The 13,903-nt window shown below is 61.8% G+C and carries 9 protein-coding genes; 2 read left to right on the top strand and 7 right to left on the bottom strand.

What is annotated here, in order from left to right; all coding sequences use genetic code 11:
* Positions 1-46 precede the first annotated feature (46 nt).
* The 3 genes from ACYQ6J_RS17205 to ACYQ6J_RS17195 are packed head-to-tail and all read right to left on the bottom strand — an operon-like array spanning position 47 to position 5,062.
* The gene (locus tag ACYQ6J_RS17205; RefSeq protein WP_460185430.1) at positions 47-2,185 is read right to left on the bottom strand and encodes a hypothetical protein; all 2,139 of its coding nucleotides are present in this window, start codon (positions 2,183-2,185) and stop codon (positions 47-49) included.
* Positions 2,182-4,125: an ABC transporter permease gene (locus ACYQ6J_RS17200; protein ID WP_460185429.1), complete on the bottom strand. Its 1,944-nt coding sequence runs from the start codon at positions 4,123-4,125 to the stop codon at positions 2,182-2,184. Before ACYQ6J_RS17200 ends, ACYQ6J_RS17205 begins: the two co-directional genes overlap by 4 nt.
* The gene (locus ACYQ6J_RS17195) at positions 4,109-5,062 is read right to left on the bottom strand and encodes an ABC transporter ATP-binding protein (RefSeq protein ID WP_460185428.1); all 954 of its coding nucleotides are present in this window, start codon (positions 5,060-5,062) and stop codon (positions 4,109-4,111) included. Before ACYQ6J_RS17195 ends, ACYQ6J_RS17200 begins: the two co-directional genes overlap by 17 nt.
* 506 nt (positions 5,063-5,568) lie before the next feature.
* Between ACYQ6J_RS17195 and ACYQ6J_RS17190 the strand changes: the two genes are divergently transcribed.
* The gene (locus ACYQ6J_RS17190) at positions 5,569-6,348 is read left to right on the top strand and encodes a hypothetical protein (protein ID WP_460185427.1); all 780 of its coding nucleotides are present in this window, start codon (positions 5,569-5,571) and stop codon (positions 6,346-6,348) included.
* A gap of 27 nt (positions 6,349-6,375) precedes the next feature.
* Here ACYQ6J_RS17190 and ACYQ6J_RS17185 read toward each other — a convergent pair whose 3' ends face one another.
* A complete protein-coding gene (locus tag ACYQ6J_RS17185; protein WP_460185426.1) occupies positions 6,376-7,155 on the bottom strand; it encodes a 3-keto-disaccharide hydrolase in 780 nt (259 codons plus the stop codon).
* A gap of 511 nt (positions 7,156-7,666) precedes the next feature.
* Positions 7,667-7,900 carry a hypothetical protein gene (locus tag ACYQ6J_RS17180; protein ID WP_460185425.1) on the bottom strand — a complete coding sequence of 78 codons (234 nt, stop codon included), beginning with the start codon at positions 7,898-7,900 and terminating at the stop codon, positions 7,667-7,669.
* A 415-nt stretch (positions 7,901-8,315) separates the two neighbouring features.
* On the opposite strand from ACYQ6J_RS17180, the gene ACYQ6J_RS17175 reads away from it, so the two are divergent.
* The gene (locus tag ACYQ6J_RS17175; RefSeq protein WP_460185424.1) at positions 8,316-9,305 is read left to right on the top strand and encodes an aldo/keto reductase; all 990 of its coding nucleotides are present in this window, start codon (positions 8,316-8,318) and stop codon (positions 9,303-9,305) included.
* Positions 9,306-9,372: 67 nt separating this feature from the next.
* Here the strand turns inward: ACYQ6J_RS17175 and ACYQ6J_RS17170 are convergent, their stop codons facing one another.
* On the bottom strand, positions 9,373-11,667 hold the full coding sequence (locus ACYQ6J_RS17170) for a diguanylate cyclase (RefSeq protein WP_460185423.1): 2,295 nt from the start codon (positions 11,665-11,667) through the stop codon (positions 9,373-9,375).
* A 358-nt stretch (positions 11,668-12,025) separates the two neighbouring features.
* Positions 12,026-13,846 carry a glycosyl hydrolase family 28-related protein gene (locus tag ACYQ6J_RS17165; protein ID WP_460185422.1) on the bottom strand — a complete coding sequence of 607 codons (1,821 nt, stop codon included), beginning with the start codon at positions 13,844-13,846 and terminating at the stop codon, positions 12,026-12,028.
* Positions 13,847-13,903 lie beyond the last annotated feature (57 nt).

The raw sequence follows: 13,903 nt of genomic DNA, 5'->3' as shown, positions 1-13,903 counted from the left end.
CGCCTCCCGTCTCGTGAAACGCATTCGACCGATTCCGCGTGTCGGGTTACGATCCCCCGCTCGGATTCGCGGACTCGGACGATTCTCGCCGAAGCAGCGGGACCACCTTGTCCGCGAAGTCGCGGAGCGGATAGCCCTCGGGCAACGGTTCGTTCAAGGTCGCCAGCAAGCGCCGGTAGTTCTCGTGCAATTCCAGCAATTCCTGCACCGTCTTGCGTTCGGAGAGGCGCATCAGGTGCGGGTACTGCTGAAGGATTTCCGCCGCCAAGGGCAGGGCGTCCTCAAACAGTTTGCGCGCGGCCTGGAGTTGGGCCGGCGCCGTGCTTTGTAGCAGTAGATAGTTGGCCTGCGCCAGGTCCTGCTTGATCCGCTTCATTTGCGGCGACTGCGCGATTTGGATGCGAATCACGTCCGCCACCGCCATCTGGCCCGGGAACGTGTCGTTCAACTCTTGCAAGACCTGATCGTAGAGGGCGGTCATGTCCATGATCTCTTGCACGGTTTCCCGATCGGAGAGCAACTTCAGACTCGCCGTGCGATCCAGGACGTTGCTCCATTCGCGGAAGGCCTCTTCCAGGTCGCGTCGGGCCGCGGCGTAATCGCGTTTGTCCACCGCTTCCTTGGCCCGATCCACCAGGCGCGTGAGCGTTTCGTGGGCGCTGAGGTTGCGGACGTAACGCCGCACCAGGCTTTGCAGCGCGAAATCGGGCGGAAACACGGTATCCAGTTGGTCCAGAATCTTCATGTAACGGTTGATGAAGTCCGCCAAGTCGTTGACGACGTTGTCGTCGTACTGCAAGTCGGGGTTCTTTTCCAGCACCTCACGCCACTTCCGTGCCGCTTCGTAGAACAGTTCCTGGGCCGTGATGTGATCGTTGCGCTGATAGGCCTCTTCGGAACGGTACATCAGTTCGCGCGCGGCCACGGCGTCCGGCGTCTGCTCCACTTCGGCGTGCCGCCGCCAATAGGCGTAATTGACGATGTTGCGATTGTGCGAGATGGCGTCGGCGGTGCGTTCCAGGGCCACGGCCTTCTTGGCCAATTCCATCGCCTCCTTGCGTTTCTCGGGATCGCGGATGCGGCGGGCGACCTGCTCGTGCGTCATGCGCAGCTTGGTCAATTGCATGGCCGCCGCGATTTGACGCTGCAAGGGCGTCCGCTGATCGACCGGCGTCATGACCGCTTTCAACTCCTCCGGCGTCAGATCCTTACGACGCTCGGCCAGCATCTCCTCGCGCAGGCCGGGTTGCAAGGCGTCGATTTGCCGGGCCAATTCCTCGATCTCCCCGCGAATGCGTTCCTCCTCTTCCAAGCGGATGAACGGCGCGAAGTCGTAACCGCTGGGCAGTTCGCGGCGACCGAACTCGTCGCGGAACTCGCGCAAGGCCGTTTCCCACGCTTGCATGGCGGCGTCGCCGAAGGTCCCCTCCTTTTCGATGGCGTCCGAGTAATTCATCTGGCACATCGGTCGATGGGAGAAGAAGATCAGCGGCGTGGTTCGCAAGATCGCCCCTTCATCGACGAGCTTTTCCGCCTCGGCGTACCAGTCCTTGCCGACCAGCCAGTTGTCCCGCGGAGGCCGACCGCCGTGAATTTCGTAGGGATCGTTGGGATCCATGAAGAGTCGGCGGAAGAGCTTGACTTCGTCGGCCCGACCGATCTTCTGGGAATAGATCCAAGCCGTATCTCCGTACAGCAAAGGTTCGCGCTGATTGTAGCGGATGCCGGTCTTAAGAAATTCGATGCCGCGGAGGATCCAGCGAAAGCGTTCGCGGTAATCGTCGAACTCGACGGAAACGTTGTAGGAGAGATTCCAGGCTTGATGCCGCCAAACCGTGATGAAATGCGGTTCCAGCTTGGCCATCTGCTCCAGGGAGGCGGAGAGGTTGGTCCAATCCTTCTTCTTCTTGTAATTCTCGGCCTTAGTCCACAGGATATGGACGGCGACGCCGCGCATGCCCAGCGTCGCCAATTGCACGGCCTCGCCGCCGGGGTCCAGTTCACCCAATTGCGAAGGCGTGAGGCCGGCCTTGTCGCGGACCTGCGCCAGCAGTCCGCCGGGCGATGACTTCTCGCGATCGACGGAAGGAGCGGGCGGCGTGCCCAGCCAAGCCAGCAGGCCCAGCAGCACGGCGATGCCCGCCAAATAACCGATCTTGCGCAGAAAAACCTGACGCCACGTCATGCCGCCACCTCACGCGATTTGAGGAAGAAGTGGCCCAAGATGAATACCGGAAGGAAATAACCCAACACTCGCAACAGATCGATCAGCAGCAGTTCGCCGCTGACGTTGAAACCGTTCATCACGAAACCGACGAAACTCATTTGGGAAAGCGGCGGAATGGCGTAGGCCATCGACTCCAGCCAAAGCCGAAATCCGGTATCCACCGCCCGCATCACGTCGTTCGCCAGCGTCTTCGGCAATTCCTCCATCACGCCGGTTTGCGTCACAAGCCGCACCAGGGATTCGATCGGTCCGGCTTGGTACGGGGTCTCCACGCCCTCGAAAATCTGCCCCACGGCAACTTGGGTGAGGAACGTGTGGGCCAAACCGCCGATCAGGATGCCCAACGTCGCCACCATGGCCACCGGGGCGGAAAGGAACGTACTGAGCATCACGCCGAAGGCGATCACCATGACCATTTGGCACCACGTCCCCGCGTAGCCCTTCATCATGTTCATGAAGAACGTGCCGTCGCCGACGCGGAGGTAGAGGTCGGGTTTGGCCATGCCGAAGTACTGCCCGCCCTCCAGGCATTGCAGCCAGACTTCCAGGCGGCCGTCCGGCGTCACCAAATCGCGAAATAGATCGAATTCTTTCTTCTTGCCGGGGTCCTCTTCAGGCGGTTGTTGGGGCGAGAAGACGATGGAACCGTTGGGCGACCGAGTACGCCGCTGCATGAACCGAGCGGACGCGAATCGCTCGATTTTCTTCGGGATTTGAAGCTGGAGGATGGAAAACTCCTTCGATTCGAAGACCTCCAACTCGACCATCACGCCGGTGTCCGGATTGCGGACCAACAGGCTGCCCAAGATTCCCCGCTGCATGTCGCCCTTGTGGGTGCGGAAGACGCCGATGTTCATTTCCACGGGGATGGCGTCGCCGGGAAAATCGGACGCCCTCATGCCGCTGAAGGTCCAGATGGCCGCGGCCTCGGACCCGCCCTCGATATAACTGCGGTAGGTCCATTCGTCCCCGACGCTGATGCCCTTGGCTTCGTCGAAGCCCTGCCGGTTGCGGAACACGAGATCGCCGTATTTGGGCACACGGGCGGTAAGGAGTCCCTCGGGACCGCCCAAGACGAAGCTTCCGTCTTCGCCCGGCACGGCCTTGGCGGCATGGGTGTGCCCCTGTTCCATGTCGAGTCGCGCTTGACCTTGCAAGTCGATGAAGACGCGATGCCGGTGCCCGTGGACCTTGGAGGTCCAACCTTGTTGCAGCGTCTTGGTTGTGCCGTCCGGTTGGGGGACGGGATCGCCCAGCGGACGGAGCGTCGCGGCGTCGATTTGATGCGTATGAGCCAAGCCGCGGACCACGAAGGCGTAGCTGATCAGGCCCATCCCCGCCACCAAAACCGTTCCCACCACGGTAAAGCCGAGAATCCGGCCGAGAATGATCTCGCTGGGCCGAACCGGCTTGGTCAGCACGGTATAGATGGTCTTCTTTTGGATGTCGTTGGGAAGGCTGAACACCGTGACCAGCAACATCAAGAGCAGAATCAGGTAGTCGCTGGTACCCATCACAAAGTTGAGGTACAGCTTGGCCGGGTTGTCGGAGGCCGGATCGAGGAACCAACCCGCCATCAGCAGGATGCCCAGGAAGATCACGAACACCAGGATCACGCGGCGGCGGATGGCCTCCTTAACGCCCAACCATGCCAGGGCGGTTACGCGCCGGGGACTGATGAGGACGAGGTCCGCCAGCGCGGCCCAAGTTCGGAGGAGATAGCGCCCGGTGAGCGGGCCGAAGAGTCTGAGATTCCCGGCGACGCCTCCGTGGAGCAAGGCCCAAATCCAGCCCACCACGAAAAGCGCGATCGCCAGGCCCGCCAGGGCGACGGCCCAAACTCCCAAACTGGGCAACAACCACGTTTTCAGTTCCGGGATATTAGTTTCGATCGGCATTCCCGTCACCTCTCCCATGCACGCGCAAACCGGGGTGGGCTTCGCTCTCGCGAATAATGCGGAGGAACAAATCTTCCAGCGTGGTGGACGGGTTTCCCCACTCCAGAATCGGTACTTGGTGCCGGTCCAAGACCGCTTTCAATTCCTGTTCGGCCTGCGGACTCAGTCGCGGCACGCGGATCTCCGTCACATCTTTCAGAGTGACCAACTGGTCGACCCGACCCAACTCTTTCAACTCACCCTGGTACAAAATGCCGATGCGGTCGCAGACGTCCTGCACGTCGGCCAGCAGGTGGCTGCACATGACGACGGTCTTGCCCTGATCTCGCAGCTTGAGAATCAGGTCTTTCATCTCGCGGGTCCCAATAGGGTCCAACCCGGAGGTCGGTTCATCCAGCAGGATCAGTTCCGGATCGTTGATCAGGGCTTGGGCCAGACCGATCCGCCGGGTCATACCCTTGGAGTACTCTTTCAAGGGACGCCGCTTGGCCCAGGTCAAGCCCACCATCTCGATCAAGTCGGAGACCCGCTGCCGTCGCACACTGCGCGGCATGTTGAACAGCCGACCGTAAAAATCCAGCGTCTCCTCCGCATTCAAGAAGCGGTAAAGATAGGATTCTTCGGGCAGGTAGCCGATCCGCTCGTTCTTGGCGACATCCGTGGCGGGGCGGCCAAACACGAACACGTCCCCTCCCGTCGGAAACAAGAGTCCCAGCAGCAACTTCATCGTGGTCGTCTTGCCGGAACCGTTCGGTCCCAACAGACCGAACACCTCGCCGCGGTAGATTTGCAAGTCCAGGGCCTTCAAGGCTTGAACCTTTTTGCGACCCCAAAAGTCGCGGTAGAACTTCGACAGGCCGCGGGTCTCGATGACCACGCCTCGGCCTGAAGGTTCCGAGCGTTCGGCGCTAGCCGAATCCATAGTGACTTGAGACATGGCTTTCACCTCATCCCGAAATACGGAGTAGATAGCGCGGCTTTTACGCGGGCGGCGCGGGAACGGTTCATATCTGCCAAAATTCGACGAGTTGCAGCCTGAATACTCCGCGGATACCACCTCAATAGGGGGTTGCACTGGAATCGCTGCGGCGGACGAATCCATGGTTCCAGGAATGCCGCAGCCGATCTTACGGGCTAGGTCCTCCCATCTGCGGGAGGGTAAACCTCCACTATAAGTCGCTTCGGCAATCATGGCAACGAAAAGACTTGCCGTGTTCGCCGGGCAATCCGGTCAAGAGCCCGCCGGGACGGAAGCAGCCCGGAAGTCGCCCGCCGATATGGGTTACCGTCTCAAGATTTTCGCCTTGAACGACCCGCCGATTTTGCTAACCTTCGCGGCAAAGACGGAATTCATAGGGGTGTCCGGCCCACCGGGCGGAATGCGGCCCGGTTTGGGTGGCCGGTTGTTTTGTCCCGGCAACAAGATACGAGGCTTCCTCCGGCATGAACGCCTTTTGTTTGGGAACTTGGCTCGGCCTGGCGGTGGCGGCGGTGATCACCACCGCCACCGTTCGTGCCGGGGATTTCGCCGTCGAAAGCCGGGTCTACGCCGGAAACGGCGATCGCCCGCTGAGTGAAAGTCTCACGGTCGTCGTGGGCGAAAAGGCCTACGATTTTCTGGCCGATCCGTCTGAGATCACGATCGTAGACGCCGCGGCCAAGCGCGTCCGCCTGCTCAACCCCGGCCAACGAACGCAGGCCGAGATCGATTTCGCAACCTTGGGAATGTTTACCGAGCGACTGCGGCAACGCCTGGCCGACCATGAGGACCGGGACTTTCGTTTCTTCGCCCGACCGGAGTTCGCAATCACCCATGACGGCGCCTCGGGTACGTTCGAGTTTGGCTCGCCGCGGTTGACCTATCGGATACAGACCTTCCGCGCGGACCCAACCTTGGCCGGCGTCTATTGGCGGACATCCGACTGGCTGTGTCGACTCAACTTGCTCCTGCATCCCGGTTCGCCCAATCCGCTGGCTAGGTTGGAGGTCAACGCAGTCTTGGAGAGCCAAGGAGTCTTGCCTCGATCGGTGGAACTGACACCCGCTCCTAAGAACCTGATCGACTGGCTGCCGCAGCGCCGCGCCGTCATACGCAGCGATCACGTATGGTACGAACCGCCGAAACCCGAGATGTTGCGGCGTACCGCCGAGGCCGACCGCGCGGCGGACGAGTTTCGCCGTTTGCCCTTGTCGGATTATCTGGGCAAGACCGGAAAGCGGTAGCCCTCCCCCAACGCCTGCTGAGGCGTTTCAGTAAGGCCGACTTTTGGCGTCCTCTTCAATGGCCTTCACCTCGTCGGGCGTCAATTGCCGCAACCGGACGCTCTTGATCACGCCCGTCGAACACCAACTCGAGAACCCCAGCGGTTTGCACAGTTCGACCTCGAATCGGGTCGAAATCTTGTTCTTGCCGATCACGAAATCGACGACCTTTTCGCCGTCGATCCAGCCCTCGATCTTGGCGTCGGTCACGCGGACGCGGAACTTGTACCACTGATTGTCCTTGAAGACTTTGAACTGCGTGGTCTCGTTGTCGGAAGCGTCGTAGAAATTGATGGAGGAAAGCCCCACGATGGTGCCGCCCCACCCGCCCGTCACGAAACTGCAAAAACTCTCGCCGACGGGAAACGTGGCGGTGGCGAAGAAATCGATGCCGTCGGTCCGTTTGGCGACCCATTCGATCTCGTAGTTCGTCTTGGGGAGATCCTTGCCCGTATAGGTGACGCCGGTCATCGTGTCGCCCCGTTCCAAGATGATGGCGCCGTCTTGGACGCGGACGTTGCCTTCGCCGCCGAATTGCGGGGCCTTCCAGTCGTCCAGAGCCTTGCCGTCGAAGAGGTCTCGCCATTCGTAGGGGGACGGTTTCTTACTTTCCTTGCCGTCTTGCGGCTTTTCGGCAGCCTTGCCGTCGGCCTTCTCGACCGCCGGCGGGTTCGCAGGGGGAGCGTTCTCGGCAAGGACGCCGCCGAAACTGCTCAAGGCTAGCACCGGCACGCAAAAAAGGGCCGGCACGAGCGAAAGACGTCGCATTCGACCAGCGGTGCCCAACCTACGGGAGATATTGCCCCGGGTTAGACGGTTTGCGCGGCAGACGGCGGGAGTGAAGGAGTTTGCAGACATGATTCTTTCCTCGAGGTTCGGTAAGGCTGAAAACGGACTTCGGCTTGTCGGTCTTTCCGCCCGGCGGGACGGTCGCTTGCTTGAGGGTCTCGGCTAGCGCTCGGATCTCGGCTCTGCGGCTATATTTTGATGCTTCTCCCCGACCTTTGCAAATCTCCGGACGGAAATTGTACAGCTCTTTCTCTCCGGCGGATTCCATGCCAACCCGGGCACGCATGTCGGCCAGGACGGCCCCATCTCCGAGCCGCTTGCCGAGCAGAGCTTTGATTAAGGGAACCCCTGAACAACCTCCGCGACTTCGGCGACTCGAGTATCTCGGTTGTGCTTTCGGTTAAAAAGGGCGGATGAGCGGGGTTTATAAGGTCTATATGTTTTCTATATCGCCCGTTTTATCGGTCCGTCGCCGCGTGAGCGCGCAGTATCAGCGCTCTATCCCGCGCCGGGCAAGGTCATACTCCGCAGGATCGCCCGAGGGTGAAGGCAGATATTCACGACGCTCGCCACCACCAACGCATACCGGAGGTTCTTGAATATCCCCCGAAACCGCGACCTTGTCCATCATCCGTAGGGATTTCTGTCGTCGGGGCGTTTTGCGCATCCCATCGAAGCCGCCCGTCGCCAAACTGCGCTGCGATGAACTGTCCTTCCTCGCCATGATCACCGTCCTAATGTCGAGGCGTTTCTATCTTGGCTCCCAATTATGGCCGTATTATGTTGTCAGACGGTTGTTGCGCAGAGGTTCCTCGAATATGTGACGAGAAAAGAAAAGATTGCCCGCAGCGGTGTGTTACCCACGAATAGAAATATCTCCTGATTCTCGCGAATAGAAATGCCCCTTGCGAGGCGTTCAAGGAACTGCCGAATCGGGCAGCGAAGCGGACGACGACGAAGCGAGTCCGAAGCGGAATCGCCCGATTCGCTCGGTCCTCCGACCATAGGACCGTGCACGATGCAAGGGGTCATTTCTATTCGGGTCTGCCAGGACGGGCGGGCTCGGTTGTCGCGGCGGAGGATGGTCGCGTACAATGACGATCCGATCGCATCTGCAACCTTGTTTTAGGGAGGGCGTCATGGAATATCGCGCGCTGGGAGGGTCGGGACTGAAGGCCTCCGCCATCGGCTTGGGGACTTGGGCCGTCGGAGGAGGCCCGTGGTGGGGACCGACGGACGAAGCAGAGGCCGTCCGCGCCATCCAGGCATCCATTGACGCGGGCGTCAATTTGATCGACACCGCTCCTGCCTACGGTTTCGGATTATCGGAGGAACTGGTCGGCAAGGCGATTCGCGGACGCCGCGACCAAGTCATTTTGGCCACAAAGTGCGGGCTGATTTGGGACGATCCGCGGGGCACGCCTTTCTTTTCTTTGGAGGGCCGCTCGATCCACCGCTCCCTCCGCCCGGACACCATCCGGGAGGAAATCGAGGGCAGTCTCCGCCGATTGGGTGTCGATTGCATCGACGTGTACCAGACGCACTGGCCGGCGATTCCCCCCGAGGCGACTCCCATCGCTGATACGATGGCCTGCCTTTTGGATTTGCAGCGTCAGGGGAAGATTCGCGCCATCGGGGTCTCCAACGTGACGTGCGAACAGATGGACGAATACCGCGCGGTCGGGCGACTGGACGTGTGCCAACCGCGATACAGTATGTTGGATCGCCGGATCGAGCGCGACCTGTTACCGTACTGCGTCCGCCATGAAATCGCGACGCTGGTCTATTCTCCCTTGGAGCAGGGCCTGCTCACCGGTCGAATCGGCATGAATGACACGTTTTCGCCCGGTGAATATCGAAACATGATTCCTTGGTTCAAACCGGAGAATCGCCGCCGCGTGCTCGAGATGCTGGAGGGGTGGCGCGACCTGTGCGACGCCTATCGCTGTACGCTGGGACAACTGGTGCTTGCCTGGACGATCGCCCAACCCGGTATAACCGTGGCCCTGGTGGGAGCGAGAAAGTCCGCGCATGCGGTGGAAAACGCGGGCGCCGGGGACTTGCGACTCGACGAGGCGACGCTGGCCCGTATGCGCCGCGACGTGGAGGCCTTGGGAGAACCCCGTTGATCGTTTCCCGGCTATGCTTGCCCGGACTTACGGCGAGGCTCTGACGCGGCCGGTCTTGGCCGGCCCATCATTGCTTCTTCAACCAATGCCGGGCCACGGAGACGGCGCGGACCAGAATGTTGGGCCGGACCGACGCCTCCTCGGTGACCATCATGTACGAGCGAAAGCTCTCCAGCAGGTCGTGCAGTCGTTCGGCCAAGTCGCGTCGGCGCCGATCGCGATAGCGAACCAATGTGGCATGGACCTGTAGTCGCGTCCGCGTGGCTCCCTGGCTTGCTTCGCGAGGTCGCTCCTCGTCCAAAATGATCTCCAGGGAGAAGCAAGCCGGGCGGTCGCTCCGTCGCCGCTGCCGATACACGCGACGGTCCTCGATTTCGATGTCCATGCGATTCCGTTCGACGCGGGTGACGCGGGCCTGATGATCGGCAATGAATCCGCGGAGCTTTTCCAGGGCAAGATTGGGCGGCACGTCGGTATAGAAGACGCGACTGACGGCCAATTGCACGGACTCGCGCCGCCACGGCCAAAAGGACGATCGGGGCCGACTCGATTCTCCGCTGTTGCCGGTTCCCAATTGCACCACGGTGTTGCGTCCCTTGGCCTTGGCCTCCAGCAAGGCGCGGTCAGCGCGGCGGAGGACGGTTTCGGGGGTGTCGCCGGGTTGGATTTCGGTGACGCCGAAACTGGCGGTGACGGGTCGCCCTCCCATTCGCGGTTGCATGGTTCCGGCCAACAGCCGCCGCAATTGTTCGGCGCGGCGCGCGGCGGCTGCGACGTCGCAGCCGGCGCAAATCACGGCGAACTCCTCTCCGCCGTAACGCGCGACCAGATCTCCCGCCCGGCACTGCCCGCTCAAAATGGAGGCGAAACTGCGGATCGCGTCGTCGCCCGCCTGATGCCCGTGCACGTCGTTGATCTGCTTGAAACGGTCCAGGTCGGAGAGGATCAGGCTGAACGGGGTGTGATGCCGCCGATATTGTTCGACGAAAAAGGCCAGCATGCGGTCGAACTCGGCCCGATTCGCCAATTGCGTCATCGGGTCTTTGTTGACTTTTTCCTTGAGCGTCTCGACCCGTTGCTCGAGGTTGATTTCGGGCGAGGCGTCATGCATGACCATGACGGCCCCGACGATCGTACCGCCTTGCAGCACGACGGGGACGACGTGGCAATCCACCGGGATGGCCGCCCCGTTGCGACCGCGGATCGTCAACCGCCGCAGGTTTTGCATGCCGTAGCGGATGGCGGTCACGACCGGACAGGTCTCGTCGTCGATCAGGTTGCCGCGCTCGTTCCGCAAGCCCACAATGCCGGGGTTCCACAGTCGGGAGCGAACGCCGTCCGCCGCGATACCGGTCAATCGCTCCATGCCGTGGTTCCACTGGAGGATCTTTCGTTGGGCGTCGAAAAAGGCCACGCCGTCGTGCATGTGCGACAAGAGGCGGTGCTGAAAGACGGTCTCCAATTCCGGCGGGACCATGGCGGGCGAAGTCGCGGGGGTCTCCCAAAGGCTTTCCGCCAAGTGGGGATCGATCGACTTGAGCCAACTCCCTTCGCCCCCGCCGATCGTGCCCGTGAAGGCCGACCAATCGTGGGCGGCGAATTCCGCCACCAAATCGGGGTCGAACTGCGTGCCCGCGTAGTGATACAACTCAGCCACCGCCCGCTCCACGCTCATCGCCGAGCGGTAGATGTGATCCGTGGTCATGGCGTCATAGGCCTCGGCCACCGAGATCATCCGCGCGATCAAGGGGATGGATCGACCGCGCAGGGTATAGCCGGGCCGACTGCCGTCAAACCACGCCGGCACGTGATCCATGGCGGCCAGGATTACGGCATCGCTCGTGATGCGACTCATGATATCGAGCGTCATGTGCCGCGCTCGATCGACGTAAAAGGCCTCTTCGGCGGTCAGCGGACCGGGTTTGAGCAGAATTTGGTCGGGCAATCCGATCATGCCCACGTCGTGCAGCAAGGCCGCCGCCTCCAACCGAATCCGATCGGTATCCCGCATGGTTCGATGATCGGCCCAAGCCGAGCAGATCATGGCCACGCGCAGCGCATGCCTCGCCGTGGGAGCGTGCCGCACCTTCAGGGCCGCGAACAAGGCTGCCGCCGCCCCCAACCGCTGTTTCAGCCAAGCGGCCGTCGCCGCGTCTTCGTCCCCCGCCGTCGCGACTGTCGGCCCTGCCTCGACCGCCGTTGCGCCGGATGTGTCCCGGCCCGCGAACGTTTCCGACTGCCAAGCGATGCCCGACGCGACCGCGCTTTGGGTCGTGTCCGCAAGCGAGAACTCGGTGACCGCTTCCGCCACGGTCGCGAGCAAGGGGGTCGGATTATCGGCCGAGGATTGCTGTTGGCTCATGCGGTGCCATCTCGTTCCGGTTGGCGGCAAGGATCGGCGGTCCGAATGCTCGGCGCGGAAAAGGCCCGTTGCGGAAGGCGCAAGCGTCTCACCGCGACGGCAACAGCTTAGGAAGGGCGCCAAGCGCCCCCGGGCGGTGCCGTTCCCGCCCGTCTCGATCCTTGGGCCGCGCGATGGCATCGGCGTCATCCCTCCGTCCGCATGTGCGGCGATCGCACGGATCGCCGACGGACGAGGACCTTCCGTCGCCTCCTATTGGAAAGGCTAGGTCGCAAACCGGCGACGGTCAAATACGGGAATGTCAATGAGGTGCGCGTCGCACGCACGGGCGAAAGGCATCCCCTCGCCGCTCAAGCCGTCATTCGGCTTTCGGCTCTTGGCTCAGCCATTTGCCGGTGTTGGCGTCGAAAAGTTTCTCGGGCGACTTGTCCGACTCGACCGAAGGCCAAACGTCCTCCGCCAGCATGAGGACGCTTTGGAGTTGAATCCCCAGGGTTCGGTCGTCGCGAGAATTCGGATCGTGCCGCCGCGGCACCCAACCTTGGCAGCGAATCTCAACGCGACGCGAGTCGCCTGAATCTGCGGGCAACTCGGCCGTCATGACCGGCGCCAGCGGAGCGATACGCGTTTCGCCGAGATACAAACCCGCCGTCTCCGATTGGGCCTTGGGCGGAATTTGAGCCTCAACGATCAGGCGATACTTTTTTCCCGGCAAGGCGGGCAACTTGAGGACGGCCTGTTCCCCCGTCCAGCGAAACGGTCGCCCGGCCTTTTCCGGACCGAAGCACTTCTCCACATACCGACCGTCGTACGAGGCCCCTATCTGAACGCGATAGGCGGACAAGGCTTCCGGGGTCCATTCGATGGGGTCTTGTTCGTTCAAGCCGACCTGCGTGCGGCGTCCGGCGGCGTTCTCCACGCGCAAACCGCCCTCGGCTTGGTTTCCCATAACGATGGCGGAGACGACTTCCGGTCCCACCCGGACATGCAATCCGGATCGCGCAAACGAGCACCCCTGTACGATCGTCCGACCGGCGTCGAGTTGGAGGGCGGGAAAGCCCTCGCCGCCCACATCGAAGTCGGAAAAGTGGCAATTATCGGCACTGAACCAGCCCTCGGGGGCACGCATCCAAATGCAACGCTCGATCGGTCCCCAAAACGAGCAATTGGAAAGGCTGATCTTGCCGCGGGCACCCGGTTGTACCTCGATCGTCACCGAATCCCGACTTTGCCACCGGCCGACGAATTCGCCGTTGGTGATGAGCACGCCCCAAGGTTGAATGGCCTCGACGAGCACGGCCCGCGTGCAGCAGTCCGCACCGATTCCCAAGAAGTTGCCGTTGGCCCCGCCGTGCTTGTCTTGGGAGAACTTGTACCCCGCCCCGTAACCGAAGCAAAACGTGTTGAACACGTACTGCCAATCGGTTCTGGCAAATTCGAAGGCGGTGCCCTGCGTGTTGATCCACAGGCAGTACGGATCGTCCGGTCGATAGGCCACATTGAAAGGCCAATAGTGGACGTTCTCGACCCGACCGATGTCGTAGCATTCGTCCACGTACAGCCCGCGCCAAATGGGGTAGCCGCCCACGTTCCGTACCAAGTGGCGAGCGGCGCGGATCAAGCGGATCCCTTCGTAGGGGTTGACCAAGAGGCAATCTTGAATCGCCGTATTTTCCACATCCTGCGCCAGAATGCAGGGCGGATAGGGGATGGGCGGAATGTCCTCCCGCCGCCATTCGGGATAGAAGACGACCAACCCCGCCACGCTGGAATTGCTGCCCGCCAGTCGGAGAAACGCCGGTCCGTCCGGTTCACCCCTGCCCGCATAGGCCAACAGCACCGTTCCGCCCGCGGTCATGTTGCGCCGAAAACTGGTGGGGGGCGTGCGGAACACGCCTTGCAAAGTGACGTGCGCGGGAATGCTCAGCGTGCCGTTGATGCGATACTTTCCGGCGGGGACCTCCACGATACCCCCGCCCTCCCGGCCCGCCGTATCGAGAGCGGCCTGAAACGCGGCGGTGTCGTCGGTTTCGGCGTCCCCTTTGGCACCGAAGGCACGGACGCTCCAGCGATACTCGCCGCCGGGCGCGGCCACGTCCTCGCCTCGGCAAAGCCCTGCCACCGCCACGGCGAGAAACAGGCTCAATACCGGCAAGACTCTTTTGGAGAAAACACGCATCGCAACCTCCTCATCGGCTATCTGGGTTGGCGGATCGGTGGGAAAGGCAGTATCCAG

The organism is Thermopirellula anaerolimosa, from assembly GCF_054657335.1.
Note: the sequence above shows the minus strand (reverse complement) of the source record. Positions and strands in the feature narration are given on the sequence as shown.